The sequence below is a fragment of the Cupriavidus sp. BIS7 genome (assembly GCF_000292345.1).
Taxonomy (GTDB): Bacteria; Pseudomonadota; Gammaproteobacteria; order Burkholderiales; family Burkholderiaceae; genus Cupriavidus.
In genome coordinates, this window is sequence record NZ_ALOU01000010.1 from 36,256 (window position 1) to 54,467 (window position 18,212).

General features: G+C 60.1%; 13 protein-coding genes. 5 read left to right on the plus strand and 8 right to left on the minus strand.

Annotated features, from left to right (window positions below):
- The first annotated feature begins 101 nt into the window (after positions 1 to 101).
- The 5 genes from B552_RS0104040 to B552_RS0104060 all read left to right on the plus strand — a co-directional run bounded on the left by B552_RS0104040 (position 102) and on the right by B552_RS0104060 (position 4,094).
- Complete coding sequence (locus tag B552_RS0104040; protein WP_026035303.1) at positions 102 to 779, plus strand: response regulator transcription factor; 678 nt, start codon at positions 102 to 104, stop codon at positions 777 to 779.
- 1 nt (position 780) lies between these two features.
- Positions 781 to 2,196: an ATP-binding protein gene (locus tag B552_RS0104045; RefSeq protein ID WP_019447730.1), complete on the plus strand. Its 1,416-nt coding sequence runs from the start codon at positions 781 to 783 to the stop codon at positions 2,194 to 2,196.
- 328 nt (positions 2,197 to 2,524) lie between these two features.
- Positions 2,525 to 2,719: a hypothetical protein gene (locus B552_RS0104050; RefSeq protein ID WP_019447731.1), complete on the plus strand. Its 195-nt coding sequence runs from the start codon at positions 2,525 to 2,527 to the stop codon at positions 2,717 to 2,719.
- Between the two features lie 62 nt (positions 2,720 to 2,781).
- Positions 2,782 to 3,504 carry an MgtC/SapB family protein gene (locus B552_RS0104055; RefSeq protein ID WP_202802744.1) on the plus strand — a complete coding sequence of 241 codons (723 nt, stop codon included), beginning with the start codon at positions 2,782 to 2,784 and terminating at the stop codon, positions 3,502 to 3,504.
- A gap of 104 nt (positions 3,505 to 3,608) precedes the next feature.
- Complete coding sequence (locus B552_RS0104060) at positions 3,609 to 4,094, plus strand: adenosine-specific kinase (protein ID WP_019447733.1); 486 nt, start codon at positions 3,609 to 3,611, stop codon at positions 4,092 to 4,094.
- A gap of 94 nt (positions 4,095 to 4,188) precedes the next feature.
- On the opposite strand, the gene B552_RS0104065 is transcribed toward B552_RS0104060, so the two are convergent.
- The 8 genes from B552_RS0104065 to B552_RS0104110 all read right to left on the minus strand — a co-directional run bounded on the left by B552_RS0104065 (position 4,189) and on the right by B552_RS0104110 (position 17,792).
- Entirely contained in the window at positions 4,189 to 5,952 is a 1,764-nt protein-coding gene (locus B552_RS0104065; protein WP_026035305.1) for a ShlB/FhaC/HecB family hemolysin secretion/activation protein, read from the minus strand.
- A 1,049-nt stretch (positions 5,953 to 7,001) separates the two neighbouring features.
- Positions 7,002 to 7,298, minus strand: coding sequence for a hypothetical protein (locus B552_RS0104080; protein ID WP_019447738.1), 297 nt, complete (start codon positions 7,296 to 7,298; stop codon positions 7,002 to 7,004).
- A gap of 29 nt (positions 7,299 to 7,327) precedes the next feature.
- A complete protein-coding gene (locus tag B552_RS27125) occupies positions 7,328 to 7,900 on the minus strand; it encodes an Imm42 family immunity protein (protein ID WP_083860217.1) in 573 nt (190 codons plus the stop codon).
- A gap of 7 nt (positions 7,901 to 7,907) precedes the next feature.
- Positions 7,908 to 8,135, minus strand: a complete 228-nt coding sequence (locus tag B552_RS0104090; RefSeq protein WP_202802745.1) for a hypothetical protein — start codon at positions 8,133 to 8,135, stop codon at positions 7,908 to 7,910.
- Positions 8,136 to 8,429: 294 nt separating this feature from the next.
- Positions 8,430 to 8,642, minus strand: a complete 213-nt coding sequence (locus B552_RS28195) for a DUF4926 domain-containing protein (RefSeq protein WP_083860218.1) — start codon at positions 8,640 to 8,642, stop codon at positions 8,430 to 8,432.
- Positions 8,643 to 8,939: 297 nt separating this feature from the next.
- Positions 8,940 to 9,458 (minus strand): hypothetical protein, encoded by a 519-nt coding sequence (locus B552_RS28205; RefSeq protein WP_237718160.1) that lies wholly within the window; start codon positions 9,456 to 9,458, stop codon positions 8,940 to 8,942.
- Positions 9,455 to 9,877: a hypothetical protein gene (locus tag B552_RS0104105; protein WP_157160175.1), complete on the minus strand. Its 423-nt coding sequence runs from the start codon at positions 9,875 to 9,877 to the stop codon at positions 9,455 to 9,457. Before B552_RS0104105 ends, B552_RS28205 begins: the two co-directional genes overlap by 4 nt.
- On the minus strand, positions 9,852 to 17,792 hold the full coding sequence (locus B552_RS0104110; RefSeq protein ID WP_019447743.1) for a hemagglutinin repeat-containing protein: 7,941 nt from the start codon (positions 17,790 to 17,792) through the stop codon (positions 9,852 to 9,854). Before B552_RS0104110 ends, B552_RS0104105 begins: the two co-directional genes overlap by 26 nt.
- Between the last annotated feature and the right edge of the window lie 420 nt (positions 17,793 to 18,212).

Genomic DNA, 18,212 nt, shown 5'->3' on the forward strand with positions numbered 1-18,212 from the left:
ATGCTGCGACGCACCCTGAATTCTTCTTCAGGCGGGGGCGTGCGTGCAACTGGCCGTTTAGGGGGCTGATAGAATTTGCCCCGACCCGAAAAGGCCAACCCATGAGGATCCTATTAGTAGATGACGACCAGAAGGCAGCGCGATTGCTGGCTCGCGGTCTTCAGGAAGAAGGCTATGACGTGGAAACGGCGCATTCGGTTGACATGGCCGCTTTGCACGACAGCACCGCCTTCAGCCTGTTCATTCTTGACTGGATGCTTCCCGGCAAAAGCGGCGTCGATTTTTGCCGGGACTTGCGCGCCCAGGGCGTGCGCACGCCGATCCTGATGCTGACCGCGCGCGACGCGGTGGAGGACCGCATCGCCGGCCTGGACACCGGCGCCGACGATTACCTGACCAAGCCATTCGTATTCGAGGAACTGCTGGCGCGCGTGCGCGCGTTGCTGCGCCGTGTGGAGCTGGCACAACCCGCGCAGATCACACTGGACGACCTGGTCATCGACCCGCAATCGCGGGCAGTCACACGTGCCGGCGTCCGGCTGGACCTCACGCCGAAGGAGTACGCGATCCTGAAGTTGTTGGTGACCCACGCCGGAGAAGTGGTCAGCCGCGCACAGCTTGCCGAACATATCTGGCACGCGGACCTGATTGCCATCGACAACCTGATTGACGTCCATATGAAGAACCTGCGCCGCAAGCTCGACCCTCCGGGCATGGCGGCGCTTATCCATACCGTGCGTGGCCAGGGGTTCCGGCTCGCACCTGCGGGAGCCTCCTGACGTGCTGAACTTCCGGCAGCGGCTGGTCCTGACGCACTGGACCGTCATCGTCGTGATCGTTGCCTGCTCGGCGTTCGCCGGGTGGTGGCAGCTTTCCCGACTGGTACACGGGCAGCTTGATGCCGCGCTGCTGGCGCTGGCGGAGACCGAAGCCGGCATGCAGGCCGAAAGCCACGGGCAGCCTGTCCGGGTGCATGAGCGCCCGCCTGGCTCGGCGCCGCCCTCGCTCGTGCGCCTGGACCGCCTGGTGCAGATCGTCAACGCAAGGGGCGAGGTGCTGTCCCGCAGCGCCAACCTCGGCGATGCCAGCCTGCCCGCGCCGCCCGCGCTGCTGGCGGAGCTGGCATCGGGCGGACAGGAGGTATTCCAAACGCTGCCGAACTTCGGCGAGGAGCCGATGCGCATGGTGTCCCTCCCGGCAATGGCGAACGGCAAGCCCGTCGTCATCCAGGTGGCGGGATCGCTGGACGACGTGCACGGCGTGCTGGAATCGGCAACGATACTGTTCGGCATCATGGCGGCGCTGCTGCTGGCCGCAGTCGGCGCGGCAGGGGTCGTGCTCACGCGGCGCACGTTCCGCGGCATCAACGACGTCGTGAAACAGGCCCAGCTTATTGGCGACGCAAACCTCGGCGAACGCCTGCCGCATCCGGGCGCCTCGGACGAGATCGGCCAGCTTGTGGACACGCTGAACGCGATGCTCGACCGGCTCGAGCACGCGTTTGACCAGCAACGGCGCTTCACCGCCGATGCGTCGCACGAGTTGCGCTCGCCGCTTTCCCGGCTGCGCACGGAGATCGAAGTAACGCTGCGGCGCCCGCGCGAAAGCCAGGAGTATGTGGATACGCTGCGCTCCTGCCTGGACGAAGTTGGCCGCCTGACCCGGCTGATCGAGGAACTGCTGGTGCTGGCGCGCTTCGATGCGGGTCAGGACGGCGCGGCCGGCGAGCCGCCCGCGCTGAACACGCTGGTTGCCGAGACGCTGCTGCGCGCGGGCCCGGCTGCCCGCGACCGGCAGGTCGATTTCGTCGTGCACAACGATGCGGCGGCCGGCGCCAGGGTGGCGCACGCATCGGTCAGCCTGGTGCTGGCCAACCTGGTGGACAACGCGCTGAAGTTCTCCCCCCGGGGCGGCAAGATCACGGTCGACTGCGCCACGGACGCGCAGGACGCGCTGCTGAAGGTTGCCGACGAAGGGCCCGGCATCCCGCAGGACGAACTGCCTTACCTGTTCGACCGGTTCTTCCGCGGCGCGGGCGCACGGGCATCGGATGCAGAGGGCGTGGGCCTTGGCCTGGCGCTGTCGCAATCGATCATTCACGCTCAGGGCGGGCATATCGAGGCCGCCAACGCGCCGGGCGGCGGCGCGGTCTTCACGGTCAGGATCCCGCTCGCGCATCAGGAATCCGACGCGTGAGCGCCTGAAGAGCCTGAAGGCCTGAAACACCTGAACAACCTGAAGAAGAATTCAGTGTACGCAGCGGCACCCCGTTGATAAGCTCCGTTCCGTCAAAGCAAACCTGAGGAGTCCCTCAAATGGACAGTTGCTCTAGTCGATCTTCGAAGCAAGATTCGAAACAAGGTTAAGCAAGCCACCCGCATTCCCTTTGCCGCTGGCTTGCATCGATCCATCGCAAGTCACGCAGCGGCAACACCGGGCACCTCCGCCCGCCGCGCGCCACTCGCACTCGCCTGCCCTCGCAGGCCACGCTGTCCGGACCAGCCGGATGGCCAAGGAGTCGGAAATGCGCAAATTCCTCTTTTCCACCACCCGGACCTCCGCACTCACGGAACGTCTGGCATCCCCGTTCCTGCGCACCCGGGTGCAGTCGGACACCTCAACCGCGAAATCGTCTGGCCGGGCCGGCCACCGCGACGCCCCGATGACCGATCGGGAGTACGCCGATGCGGCCGTCCGGTTCTGCCGCACGCTCTGGTAACTCCGTGCCCCCACGGAATACCTCCGCCATGATTTCCATTGCAGTTTCCATTGCTGTTGAGCATGTCCATCGAAGCCATCCAGAACATCAACGTTGACTCACTCCTCGACACCGGCATCAGCCTGATCACCGCCTTCCTGCTGGGCGGGGTCATCGGATACGAACGCCAATACCGGCAGCGCACGGCCGGCCTGCGCACCAACGTGCTGGTGGCCGTGGGCGCCGCCATCTTCGTGGACATGGCCAATCGGCTGGCCGGCCATGATGGCGCCGTGCGCGTGGTGGCCTATGTGGTGTCCGGCATCGGCTTTCTCGGTGCCGGGGTCATCATGCGCGAAGAAGGCAATGTGCGTGGGCTGAATACGGCCGCCACGCTATGGGGCTCGGCCGCGGTCGGCGCATGCGCGGGGGCCGACCTGATCGTCGAAGCGGGCCTGGGCTGCCTGTTCGTGCTGGCGGCAAACACGCTGCTGCGCCCCGTCGTTCATCGCATCAACCAGCAGCCCATCGATACCCCGGCCGTGGAGGTCACCAACACGGTGTACGTGATCACGCCGCGTCATCGCCAGAAAGAAGCACTGGCGATGCTGACGGACGCGCTGGAGGCCAGCAACCATCCCACGCGCGATCTGGTGGTGCACGCGTTCGGCGCGAGCGACGTGGAGATCGAAGCCGTGCTTATGGCCACTTCCGTCGATGGCGATGAACTGGATGCCGTGGTGGCGCGGCTAGCCGAATCCGAGGCAGTAAGCCAGGCATTCTGGAGCCCGAGCACCACGGAATAGTGGCCTCCTCATCCAGCGTCCACACCCGCTCCGGCCGCCCGGCTTGAAATCGGGGGCTCGCAACCTACCATTGTCTGCATGCGGACCAACGCGGGAGCGAGGCCATGGAACTCAGCATGGTGCCGGTGACAAAGCCGGAAGCCACCAACTTCATCTTCGGACAATCGCATTTCATCAAGACTGTCGAGGACCTGCATGAAGCGCTCGTCGGCACGGTCCCGGGCATCCAGTTCGGCATCGCCTTCTGCGAAGCCTCCGGCAAGCGGCTGGTGCGCTGGTCAGGAACCGACGAGGCAATGATCGACCTGGCCTGCCAGAACGCAACGGCGATTGCCGCCGGCCACACGTTCCTGATCTTCCTTGGCGACGGATTCTTTCCCGTCAATGTGCTCGGCGCGGTGCGCGCGGTGCCGGAGGTGTGCCGCATCTACTGCGCCACGGCAAACCCGACGCAGGTCATCATCGCGCAGACCGACCTGGGCAGGGCTGTGCTTGGCGTCGTCGACGGCGAACCGCCACTTGGCATCGAAACCGAAGCCGACATCGCCGACCGCAAGGGCTTGCTGCGGCGGTTTGGGTACAAGCTCTGAGGGGGCGAGGCGGTCTTGTGTGCGTCGCATATAGCCACGGCCATGGCGGAATCCGGGCCGTGGCTCAAGACACACCTGATCAGCAAAACCTGGATCAGTACTGGTAGGTAACCTGCAATCCGCCCGTCACATCCGCCGTCTGGAACGTGGCGGGCTTATACACTGGCATCCCCGCGAACAGGTCATAAGACAGCCGCCCGAACCGCGACCCGAACCCGCCGCGCAGGCCCAATACCGCGCCGGCAAGCTGCGTTCCCACGAGACCGGCCGTTGATGGCCCAAATACACGCCCGTAATCGAGCCCCGCGTACAGCGCCAGCCCGGTGTTCGCAATCGGTGCCTGCAGCTCGTTGCGCCAGTAGAAGCCGCTGTCGCCCGCCAGCAGCATTTCGCCGTCGAAACCACGCACCGTGTAGCGGCTGCCGATGGTCATCATGTCCGACGAATACAGGTGATTGCCGGTGTACTGGCCCCGGAACGTCGTCACATAGCGCAGTGCCTGATTGCCGAGCCTGAATGGCGCCGACAGATTGGCATCGGCCACCACCATGCTGTACCGCCACGTTGGCCCGCCATTGACGGCCAGCGTATCGGGCTGGGCCCCGAATCCGCCGATGCCCTGCCGGAAGACGAGACTGCCGTCGAACTGTGCAGCGCCGAAGTAATGCCGGTCAGTGAAACCGGCCTCCACCAGCGTGTTGTTGCGACGCTGCTGGGGAATCTCGGTGTCCTCGATGAAACTCTGGCCAAAACGGCGCGACAGCCGGAACTGCAGTCCCAGCACATCGTTCTGGCTGCGACGGATCACGCGCTGCAGCTTCATATCCACCGTCTGCGAGTTTCCGCTCGAAATAAAGGTCTGATTGACCCCGGCGATCTGCTGGTAATACGTGTTCGAGTAAGCGGACAGCGTGCCAGTCCAGTAACCCCACGGCACCGAATAGAAACCATTCCAGCCGTGCGTGCCACGCGTACGGTTGCCGAACCCCAGGTCCTGCATATAGCCGACGTTGAAAAGATCATTGAGGCCCAGCGGGTTGTCGATGCCGACGCTCAGGTTGCCGAGCCACTTGCCGGTGGCCTCCGTGCCCGAGTTGTCGACCGATGCAACCACCGTCCATGGCTTCGCACGCTTGACCGTAATCACGACATCGCTGACGCCGGGCACGGCAGTCGGCACCACCTGCATATCGGCATCCTGGCTGGCCACGCGCTTCATCTGCTCCAGCCCCTGCTCCAGATCGCGCAGGTTCAGCAAATCGCCCGAGCGCGCCGGGAAAGCTGTCTTCCATGTGCCACGCGTTTCAGCGTCTGCAAAGCGCAACTCGCCGATCACACCGGGAATCAACGCCAGCCGCAGCGTGCCGGAACTCAGGTCCTGCTGCGGCAGCAACACGCGCGTGGTCACGTAGCCCCGGCCCAGAACGGCTTGCGATACGCCCTTGACCAGCAGATCCAGCCCCTGCCTGCCGACGCACGCGCCCTGGTAGTGATCGAGCCACGTCCGGGCAAAAGCGAACGGGTCCTGCGGCAATGCGGAGGCGCCTTGTGCTTGAACGCTGTCGGGCAGGTCCGCAGGAACCTCCAGCACGAAACGGTCGATGCGGAAGCACGGGGTCTCGGAGGGAAGCACCGGGTATGCGAGCGGCGCAATCTCTTGCGCGCGTACGCCCGGGGCTTCAGTGACCTGCGCACGCTCGCGGGCTTCTTGTTGCTGGCGGGTGAGTTGTTGTTGCTCGGCGGCGGTTGTTGCTACTTGCCCAGGCGGGAGGGCTTGTGCGAGTACGGCAGGACTGGCCAGCAACAGCCCGGCGAAAGACTGCCAACCACTTATGGCGGGAAGGTTTTTCTTCTTCATTGAGATACTTCAGATCACGATCACCATCAGCTCGGATCCTTGATGATGACCTTCGGTTTTTGCCTCACCCAGTTCCTGAACCGGGGAAACGGGGAAAATCTTCAACATCCCATCTATCCGGTAGTCGAATAGTTGGAGAGAAATCGACCTTCCAAATATCAACCTCGCAGGGATAAGATCGATCGTTTACGTATAACGTCGCCACGAGGAGGACTCCGTCGGAGTCGTTCGACTTCAATGTCGCCCCAACTATTCCTCGTTGGACATCTTCGTACTCGTGCGGTAGGCATATACGAAAGCTCCCCATGCCTCCATCGTCCAGCGGTTCGACGAGCAGCTTTTGATGGTGACGAACGAGTAACTGCACCTCTGGAATCGTTGCAACCTCGCCAAGATGTAGCAGTAAGCCCCTTTCTCTATCCGATATTTCTCGCAAAGCCTTCATCTCACAGTTACGCGCCGGATGTTCGCTATCTGGATTATCGAGCACGGTCGGCGGAAAATACGCTCGGCCAGCGCCCCTAATCTATCAGCCCTGCCTCTTGTAGATGCTTAGGGAGGACAACGACATGAACGATCAACAAAAAGATGAATGCCGGAAGGCTAATCCAGATCAAGCAAAATCTCTCATCCATTCCAAGTAGAAACCTCACGCCCCCGCCCAATATGAACGCGTATAGCCCACTGGATGCAATAGATATGCATCCCACAACGATAATGCTTCGCTCGTTTATGAGTGACACGCGGTCAATCAGTCTCTTTATTTTAACCATGGAACGAACCGCTCTGGTTTATCACTCAACATTCCGGCCTTTCTCAATGACTCCGGTAAAAATCTTGCGAAAATAACAAATAAGATAATGAACAATGGAAGGCCAATCACTACTAGCGATTCGTTGTCATTAAATCCAATCCCCATTCCGCAGATACTCGCCACTAAAAATGACCAAAATCCGGCATTGCAAGCCGAGGCCACGCAGATCACGAACCAAGTCTCAAGGCTCGCGTAGACGTAACGCCAATTCATTTCTGATCTCCCGCCTCCCGAACTACTCTCTGCGTAGATACACGCACCAGTCGAGCAAACAGTCGCGAAAATCTTGTGGGGCGTCAATTCTTGCGCACTCCACCTCGACGCTTGCGCCATCAAAATGTGAGGCCAGCTCAGTTCCAACTTCATCCATGATTCCGCGATCCAACTCCGGAATCGCGCCATCGAAGATGACCTTGATTCTTACGTCGTCACCGTCGAATCCACAGCTAATAACTCGAATATTTGAACTAACACTTCCCAGCAAAGCGGCCTGCATGGCCAAGAGCAAGCGAATGCGCAGCGTATTACTCATGATTAAGCTCTCGCAGGTACAATTCAAATCTATGAAAACGGCGTCTTTTCTCTGTTAAGGATGGCTTTCCACTGCCCAATGGCCTGCTGGATAACTGTTATGAACATATCTTTTGGAAGTCGCACTTCCCAGGCATTACTTGGTTTAGCTACATCGCCAAAAACTAGGCGATCACCCCCCTCTTCTTGGAGCAAAAAGAAGGCGTAACCAGCATCCAAAATGCTCAAGGGAGAAACCAGATGGGTATAATCACTGGACTCCGCGTTCGAATTCATCCCAGGAAACGCGAGGACACAAAGGCTCTCAAACACCTCCTGCGGCCCCTTTGCCGCAAGGTTTCCATCGCCGACAGCCTTCTCTAGGCACGTAAAATTGGCCATGGAGGCAATATCAGAGCCGATGGTCGATAAAAACGGTTGTTGTGGGTACATGTGCTCTTCAACTATGTATGCCAGGCATCCATTAGAAAATTTAGCTGTTGACCAAGCATCAACCTGATCAATCCAGACCGCAAATATTTGTGGGTCGCCAATAATCATATTATCTCCCCCTAAAACCTCGCGCTCTAATATGATTTGATGAGTTGAACTCACTTCAATCATATTCGGATCATAGTGCCGCGCTGTCCTCAACTGAGAGAGCCTTCATTACTGCATCCTGCCAGTCCTGCCAAGCGCCAGGATCAGCAGGACCATGTCCGCCTTCCCAGACTTGCCATGATAGCGAACCGAGCATCCCACCAAGCTCATCCGATTTAGTTAGCTCATATTCGCGCTCGATAAAATAAAACATCGCACGATATGCCTGCTCTATAGTCAATTTCTGTTCAGTCATCATTTCCACCCTGGTTATAAGCCTGCAGCCGTCACTGACATGCCTCCAACCACACCAACAATCTGGCTAACGGCATACAGGCGCCTCCAGTTCATCCGTATCCCTCAGAATAACCACGCAGCACTTGCCAATTGAAGCGGCCAATCAGCCTCTGCAGGTCCGGGGTGTTGCCCACCTGCGTGTTGGTGTTCGACGTATCGCGGCTCAGCAGCATTCCGGAACTTGCGTGCCCCAAATGACGAAGCAGTCATTAACTTGCTGACGGTGATTGTGAGAAGCGGCTTTGGAGAATGGGCGCTAGTATCGACGTACCCAAACTCGCTTTACCTGTGTCGGAAGCAATGCCACCAGCGCGAGCGCCTTTCCTTGTTCGTCACAAAATTCGACTTCATAAGCAAGGCAAGGACTATGGTGAATTTCAACGATGACACCTTTCATTCCCGCACGAAGCCCGTCATCAAGTAGGTCGTCGATCAACGCAACAACATCAAATAGCTCAAATTCGTTCATGGCAGTTACTTCACGTAGACAGTTGCCATTCGAGGGTTGGACGAGCCTGGTTCGATAATCCAGCCAGTGCGTACCGTCGCGGTGTTGCCTTTGGGGCCGGTAATCGGTATATCAACCGTAAATCGCTGACCGAACTGATCCGACTTGCCAGGGATAGCGGGATATTCGTTGACGCCCTTCTGAATCTGGCTAATTAGCTGATCTGCCTGCGCTAGTGAGAGTGATGGCAACGTAAGGACAATGGTGTGACGCAGCATCCAGTTCGGCCCGCTTTTCGAAAGGCGACATACATCAAGGCTATTCCTTCGCCTTAGATTGACTTACGACTGAGCGAATTACGCTCCTTACATCCTCAGTCGAGTCAATCGACATTATCGCATCGATGTACCCGTCTAGATTGTCGCTCAGCCAACTCTCGTCGACCCTTTGTACATGAAATTTCACCACTACACTTAACTCATCGGCGGAAACAAAAGCAACCAGCACAGAACTCGGTGATGTGCTGTTCCATCCCTCGAAGACCCTGCTTAAAAATTGAATAGCCTGAGGCAGAGGTGTCACATCGTCATAGTCTTCGACATGAAGAGAATTAACGAAGCATTCGAATCCTGTGCCATCCTGAAAATTTCGTCTGTCAACATTTCTCTCTTTTTCAAGCATGGCGCTAAGTAGATAACAGTCACCAACCACTTGGAAGCCCATATCCGCTATCTCGCTCAACCCTGAATTTGTGTCGCAAGTATCAGGCGAATTCAGCAGAAGTCGTTGCATCTCACTATTAATTATCATTACTGTACCCCTAGATATTTCATTCATCCTACGTCTCGCACCAGTTGATAGATGTAGATGATGATTAACTCGAATAATATGAAAGTGGTATTTACAATTATCTTCCCTCTCGCGACCCTCCATGGTTCGGTGATTGCATCATATTTTTTCTGAAAAACCTCAAGCACCCCATCTGACCAGAAATCCCTCCAGTCTTTCCCCTGACCAAGAAAGGCAAAATTATTAATCGCCAAACCGACAATTGATTGCATAAACATCGAAGCTACCGATACCATTACCGCCACATCAATGGCTGACACCTTCGTTGACCTCTCCCATAGATTTAGCTTTTCGATGGACATAAAAAAAATCAAAGTGAATATTGCCACCCCATTTATTAGAGTCAGCCGCAAAATTGATTTCAACATTTCCAATGGCTCATTATTTGCTGAAAGAAAACTTGCCATCAACAATTCCAAAAAGTCTTGTGTTGGTTTGCGTAACTGAACCGACGGGTCCAACATAAACTGGCAATGGAGATTTCAGGCCAATGCTGACACCACTCCCAATCAGATCGTTATTAGCGCCATAGATTGCACTTCCTTCCGCACTGCCAGCCAAAACCGTCCCTCCTGCATTTATTGATCTCGCGTGTCCGGCAAAATTTTCACCTGCATTGCCTTTCACCTGAGAGATACTTACTGCCGGACCAAAATCGGTGCCGACCGTGCTTCCAAATGAGCTAAAGGCCGCAAACGTCGATTTTGATCCATTTACACCAAGATTCACAGCGAAACCAACTTGCCATGTATATCCAGTGCCGGTGCTCAAATTCACTCCAATTGAAGTCGTAGACGATGGGTCTTTGCTGAATCCAGCAGAGTAATCGCCAGTATTCCAGCCATGCGCAAAAGGACTCTGTGGCTGCGCCCCAATATCGCCGCTTGTCTTGTCCCAGCTATATGGGGAATTCGCGCTTCCCGTGCTCTGCGTGATCAGATCCTGCAGCGTCTGCGATGGAGTGACCAGCATCGACGGATCCTGCATAAGAGAGTTGTGACCTGCGCCGTCATTCTGGACTAGCATGCCCGTAGTATCGTAAATCTGGTTCGCATTGGTGTTGGCATTCAGCGGCACCAGTACGCCTGTGGCGCTGGTCTCGCCATACTTGCTGTTATTTGCCGAACGCATTGCGTTTTCAAGTTGGTCGCTGGTAATCGGCGAGCCGTCCGAATTCCTGAGGCCCCGTGTTGCAGCGTCGGTCGCAATCTCGCGCGCCAAGGTTTTCTCATCCGGATGCAATTGGCGGTTGAAGCGGTCCACATTTGCCGCCGTTGCCGCGCCCGATCCGCCGCCGACGACCGCACCGACTCCACCTGCCACGATGTTGGCCGCAAGGTTGCCAATGGCCTGATTCAATTCAGCATTGCCAGTATTGATGTTGTTGCCCACCGAATTGCTCAGGTCTTTCAGCGCGGGAGCTATCAGTGACGAGGCTGCCGCACCAGCCGCCCCGGCCAAGGCGTTGCCGCCACCCAGTCCCACCACCAATGCACCGCCTGCCGCCTGCAGTGCGGCACGATTGGCACCGCCTTCGTCCCAGCTCTTGGCTTCGGCTAGGTATTGTTGCTGCTTGTCGGTGTTTCCCGCCTTGCCGGCCGCGGCGGCATTAACAAGCGCTTCATCGCGCTTTGAATTTGCAACATCCCCAACGGTCTTCGCCACCGCCTCGCCCGCCGCCTGCGCTGCCGCCATCATGTCGGCCTGCTTGTTCAGGATGTTCTGCAGGTCTGGGTTGTTGCCCACCTGCGTGTTGGTGTTCGACGTATCGCGGCTCAGGCCTGCCATATCCTGCTTCTGATCCGCGTCGTTTTTGATGTGGATCGATCCATCGGCCACGGCTGAGCGCGCCGTGCCATCCTGGCTGCCGCTCTCGTTCTGCGGGATCATCGGGCTCACGCCGCCGGTGTTCTTGCCCGACGTCTGGCCGCTGTTGCTCTGGCCCGGTGGGCTGCTGAATGCGCCGCCTGCTGACAGCCCCATCGAGTTGACGCTGTAGTCCGAATGGTTCCGGATATCGCCATAGGTCAGCGTGCCCGTGGTCAGGTTGTTCTTGTCCCCGGTTGCATCGCTGGCGATTACCGCGCCCTTGAGGTCGGTATTGCCCTTGACGTTGATATCGAATCCGTCCTGGCCCGCGAAGATGCCCGACTGCTCGCTGACGTTGGCGTAGTTGCCGCTGCCTTTGCCCTGGGTTGCCGAGACGCTGCCCGATGCACCGCCCGTGCTCACCGTGATGCCGCCGCCCACGCTCTGCTGCTTCGCTCGCGTCTGGCCGGTGTCCTGCTGGCTGGCGATGTTCAAGTTGCCGCCCACGTCCGCAATCACCTTGCCGCCGCTGACGGTGGCGCCCTGGATAGTCGTGTCGTTGCCTGAGCCGATGGTGACCGACTGGCTGCCCTTGATATGGCTGTTGACCTGCGTCGTGCTCGTGCTATCCGAGTTGCCTCTTGCCCCGGACGCCGAGACCGACACCGCAAGCCCGGCCGCGCCCTGTCCGAGGCCGTAGGAAACGCCAAGGCTGCCGCTGCTGGATTTGTTGGTGCTGCGGCTATTGTTGGTATCGGTGGCTGCAACGATGTTCACGTCGTTCCTGGCCAGCAGGTGCACGTTCGTGGCATTGATGTCCGAGCCGACGATGTTCAGGTTGCCTGCTGTGGCATTGCCATTGGCATCCTTGCCGGTGGCCTGGAACAACGCCGTGCCGCCCGCCGTCACCCGCGATCCGGTGTGCGTCGTGCTGTCCTGCGTGAGGGTCTGCTTGCTCTGGCTGGTGCCGATTGAAACCGTCAGCGCCACGCCGCTGGTCAACGTGGCATCCTTGGCTGTGGCCAGTTGCTGGGCGTCGTACAGGTCTCGCCCGGCCGCCACGCCCCATAGCGCGGAAGCACGGCCATCCTGACTCTTGGTAGCGCTGTTGATCTTGTTCCCGGCGTTGATCGCCGCACCAACGGCACCGCCCGATACACCCAGCGTCACACCCGTCTGCTTGACCTCGTGCGATTCGTCGTGGTGACGCGTGCTGCGCGAGGCGTCGATCGTCACATCCGCCCCAACGCCGATGATGTCCTTGGCTGCAACGAGTTCGCTGCCGGTCACCTGCAGCTTGTTGCCTGCATTCAGATGCACGCTGCCCTGCGTGGAACCAACAAGACTGGCGGTCTGCGTGACCTCACTGTCGTTGACCGTATCCTTCTGGTTCCGCTTGCCGAACGAGATGCCAGCGCCAGTCGCACCGAAGCCGGTTTTGGTGGTCTCCTGGAAGAAGTGGCTGTCGCTCGTGCTTTGCGCGCTGCCGATCGTCAGGTTATTTCCCGCCGCCAGGCTCACGTCATGGGTGGCCGCCACGGTCGAGCCGCTCACCGTCAGGTCGTGGCCGGCCAGTCCGTTGACCGAATCCGCCGACACCACCGAGCCCACCGCCACCGTCCGCTGTTCGCTGGATCGTGTGGTGGTCTTTTCCTTCGACAGGAACCCCGAGCGCTTCGATTCCGCCCAGCTTTGCGATTGGTGCTGCTCGGTGACCGTGCCCACGGTCACGTCGCCGGTAGCCATCAGATTGGCCGCGCCCTTGTCAGTTGCCACCGCCGAGCCGAGCACGGCAAGGTTGCCCTTGCCGTCGCCCTGCGAAGCATTCGGCGCGATGCCGTTGGCCTGCAGGATCTGGTTGACCGTGGCCGATTGTCCAGCGCCGAGCGTGGCATTGTTGCCCGCCTGCACGATGCTGCCGCGCGCCGTTTCGTCGTAGGACGATTGCGTGTATGCGGCACCCTTGCCGCCGAGCGAGCCTTCACTGTGCGTGCGTGTATCGAGCGATGCCTGGATCGTTGTGTCGCGGCCGGCTAGCAGCGCCACATCGCCGCCTGCGGCAAGCGCGGAACCGGTGAGCGTTGCATCGCGCCCAGCCACCGCCGTCATGTTGTTCCCCGCCTGCACGCTGCCGCCCACGCCTGCCGTGGTCTGGTCGTGGTAAAAGCTCTGGCCACCGCGCGCGCTGGAGTCCTGGGTAGTAGCCGTGGCCACGGTGCCCAGGTTCAGGTCGCGGCCCGCGGCCAGCAGGGCATCGTTGCCCGCGTTGACGGTGCCGCCCGCCATGGTGATATCGCGCCCGGCCAGCACGCCGACGTTGTTCGTCCCGGAGATCGCGGCGACTGACCCGACCGCCGTGGCGCTGGCACTGTGTTCGCCCATCGTCACCCGGTTCGATATCGTCTGGGAATCGTTGATCACATCCCTGCCTGCGGTGACCAGCGTATCGGTACCGGCAATCCGCCCACCCAGATTGCGCACGTCCTGCTGGGCCGCCACCAGGGTGGTGCCGACGCTGCCAATCTGCCCCCGATTGACGATGTTGTTCCCGATCACCTGTGTGGTGAGGTCGCCCACGATCCGACCGCTATTGTTCACGTCACCCGTGGCGTGTTGATAGACGCTGCCGCCTGCTACCAGCGCGCCGGTGCTTTGCAGATCAACTGCGCTGGATTGCGCCAGATAGACCTTTGGTACCAGCACCGACTGGCGCGTGCCATTGGGCAGCGTCACGTCCTGGCTCACCAGCCACACCATGTCCGTGGTGAGCTGCGCCATCTGGTCGGCAGTCAGGCCAATCCCCGGCGTCAGTTGCAAGGACTTGGCGTAGGCCACGCCGTTGTCCATTAGCGCCTGATATTCGCTGAGGTTGTCGGTGAAGCCCGCCAAATACGTGCGGCCGGTGAGTTGCGTCACCTGGTCGCGGATCAGCTTCTCCTCGTAGAAGCCATCGCCCAGACGCTTCTGCGTGGCCATCGGGTCCAGCCCAAGCTGACCAAGCATGTAGTCCGATGAGAGGAATTTGCCGTACTGCGTGAAGCGTGGATCGGTGGCAATCAGGTAGGTGGCCTCGGGGGCGGGCTGGTAGTGATACAGGCCATTGGTAGGCAGTTTGAGGTTGGGAATGCCGCCGCCGGCGGTACCGAGCGTCTGCTGCCCATTGCCCTGGTCGTCCGAGCCGCCACTGCCAGTAACGGTATCGCCCAGCCGGTTCACGGTTGTTACGTCGATCGTCCGTGCGTTGGTTTGCACAGACTGGTTGCCCGTGGCGATGGCGGGCAGTGCCTCGACACTGGTCGGTGCCTGGGGTGTGGTCGGGTAGGGCACCACCTGCGTGTCGTTCTTGCGTCCGCTCTTCTGGTGCCAGTAGAACGTGGAGGTTTCCGTCGCACTGACGTGTTGCTGCAGCGCCGTACCTTGATCCTTCACGGCACCGCCCGGTGCGATGCGCACGAGATCGCCGCCCGCCGTCATCGTGGACGACTGATTCAGGATCGAGCCACCGGTGCTGTTGATGCGCAGATTGCCTCCGGCCTGCATCAGCGCCGCGGGCGTGGCGCTCACCAGCCGGTCGGTCGACGTGGTGGTGGTCACCGTGCGCGAAACCTCGTTGTAGTCATGCAGATCCGGGCCCAGGTCATAGCGGATGCGCACCTGGTCGGGACGGATGTGAATGTCGGGATCGAAGTCCGGCCAGAAGGTGATCCTGTAGGTGGTGCCCGTGTCTTCGATGGCCTCGTAGTGCTGTGTCGGGTTCGTCACGATGGTGCGATCGGCCGGCGACATCGGGGTCGCACAGTTCTCGACGCCTGAACACCCGGTGTACGCCATGTACTCATCGACGGGTGGTTTGATGAACGACAACGTCTTTGTAGCCGCGTCGACAGACTTCACATCGGTTTTTGGCACTTCCACCGTGATCGGCTGCCGCAGAGCATTGAGCATGTCCGCACTGATGGCGGCCTTGCCACTGGACCAGCGCCACTGCGGAAACCGCGTGCTGCCATAGCTGGTACGGCCTTCATTGAATCCTGCCTTCCAGAGCACCAGCGTCTTCGTCACCGTCGTCGGCGTACCCGCCTCCGTCACGATGCTCGTGCGCTTGTTCACCACCTCATTCGCAGCGATGTCGATGTCACCCTCGGCCTGAATCGTGGCCGAGCTGTTGATCAGCGACTTGACCTGATTGGCCAGCAGCCCCGTATCCGGATCACGCGTGCCATCCCTGGCAATCTGCAGGTCGCCGGCGCTGTACAGGTTCGCCCCATCCAGGTTCTGTACCGAATTCGTCGCGTAGACGTTGAGTTGCTTGACCGCCGCGATCAGCGCCGATTCGCCGTCGTTCACGATGTCCGTGCCTTGCACCGTCACGCTGTTGCCGATGATGGTGCCGGTGTTGGTCGTGGTCGCGGCATTGGTTTCGACCACGTCGCCTTCGATGCGGCCGGCGTTGGCGAGCGAGTTCGACGCATCGACGCGCGTGGCCGCGCTGTTCATGCCCGCGCCTGCGGCGTTGACGATATCGGTACCCTTGACCGTCAGCCCACCGGCAGCGGCCAGCGTGCCGGTATTGGTGAGCGTGCCCGTGGCCGAGACACGCATGTCACCATCGGCGCGCAGCGTGTTTGCGGCGTCATTGGTGTAGTCGCCCGCCACATCGAGCGAGAGATTGCGTCCGGCCTGCATCGTGCCACTGCCAGAGGCCGCACCGGCAACGGCAATATCGCGATTGGCCAGGATCGCGCCGCCCGCGTTGCTGATCGATGCCGTGTTGAGCGTCACATCGGTCTTGCCGAGAATCTTGCCGCCGTCGTTGTTCAGTACTGCATTCGGTTGGGCCAGCGTCAGGCCGTTTCCACCGTACAGCGTGCCGCCGGTGTTGTTCAGACTGCCTGCAATGTCGAGATCGAGCGCGCCGCCCGCCTGGATTGCGCCCTGGTTGTTGTCGAGCGCCCCGGCGGACCGGATTGCGACCGCGCCCTGTGAAGCGATCTGGCCGCCTGCGTTCGACACTCGGCCCGCCGTCACGCTGATGGCCCCTTCGCTCAACATCTGGCCATGGTCGTTCAAGACCGCACCAGACGCGCTGGCCGCCAGTCCGGCGCCCGCGGTGGCCGTGGCGCCAGTCAGATCGAGGTCTCCTGCCATGGCCGCCACATTCAGGTTGCCGCCGGCCGCTGTCTGGCTGCCAGCCAGATTCACGCTCGCCCCCTGTAGTGCGGCGCTGCCACTGGCCTGGTTGCGTCCCGTGGCCGTCAGCGCGCCGCTGGTGGCGGTCACCGTCAGGTCGGCAGGAGCGGCCACGGTGCCATCCTGGTTCACGCCCGCTGCCAGCGTACCCGTCGAGGCAACGCTGCCGCCTTTGGCGTCAAGGCGCTGCTGCGCGGCAAGCATGCCGGTGTTGCTCAGTTCGCCATCGGTATCCACCGACACGTCTTGCGCCGCATAGGTGATCCCGGAGTTCTCGATACCGTCACGCGCATACGCGGCCAGATTGCCGCTGGCATTGGCCTGACCCGCCAGCACAAGCGTGCCCTGGGCCGTCAGCGTCAGGTCGCCCGCATGGGCTGCCGCGATACCTCGCAGGGATACACCCACGCCATGTTCGGTCGATGCAAGCAGGATTTTGTTCGCATACATCCCGCCCAGTTGCGCCACGTCGATGCCAAGCGCCGGCACGGGGCCCGTTCCGGCAATCGGCGTGGCGGCCAGCGTGTAGTGATCCACCTGGTTTGCGCCGGCAATCACATTGAGCCGGTTCGCGTACAGCGCGGAATTGGCCTGCACGGCGCGCGCCACCAGATCCACCTGATCGACATTGGCCGCATTCATGCCGGCGCCCTGCACGGTAATCCGCCCGCCCGTTACACGGAATGCGTCCAGGCTGCCACTGCCGCCAAATACCGGCATGCCGGTTGTCAGCGTCGCGCGGCTGGTATTGATGAAGCCGAGTCCGTTGACGACCAACCCATTGGGGTTGGCAATGACTACCTCGGATCTGGCGCCAGCAACCTCGACATACCCCTGCAAGTGGCTCGGCAACGTGCCGGTTATCTGGTTGACGATAATGCGGGCACTCTGACCCGGCAGCAGATTCGGATTGCCGTTGATATAACCGGCTTGCTGTGTCGAGACTGCGGTCGGCGAGTTATTCAGAATTGCGCCGGGCTTGTTGACGTCGAACTGCAAATAGTGATTGAGCGAAACACCAGCTGCGGAGGGCCGCGTGATATCGACCTGTGGCAGGCCATTGGCCGTCTGCCCGACCGCCGGGCGATTGGCACCCGAATTTGGATCGGCCACGATCTGTGCCGTCGCGGTGATCGGCACGCCCATTGCGATCCACACAGCAAGCGTGACCGCAGGCAACTGAAAGCGCGTGGCGATGGTTCGCGCGGTTGGCGTCCCACTGCCAGCATGACGGCCCTTGCCGCGATTGACTGCACTTTCCTGGACGGCAACCAGCATGCCGTGCGCCGCGTTGAACACGAGGCGGTACAGATTCTTGTTCATGACCCTGCAACTCTTTGACCCGACGAACGACAACGGGGACCGTCGATCCCCATACCCGACTCCGTACTTCGCGGAGAAATGTGGCTGGCGGACGCGCCACCGAACGCGCAAAAAAACCCAGGGCCTATGACCTGGGATTGCGATTGGCGGCGTTTGCCACAACCTGATTGGCCTTGCCGGTGCATGACGCAGCAAAGCCAGCGCGATTAAATGGCAAATATGTCAGGGGCGTCTATAGAACAAATCTCAAACTGAACAAGGATTTGCGTTCGCGCAAAATGGCGCTGAGGTCCGTTGAGAATCGTGTCAAAAGCGATGCAAATGCATGACGCATATTGATCGTAGAAAATCTAAAAATGCGCTCGATAATGTCCGAAGTCGAAACGACGCATTTATTCACCTGAGGGGGAGCAGGCAGGA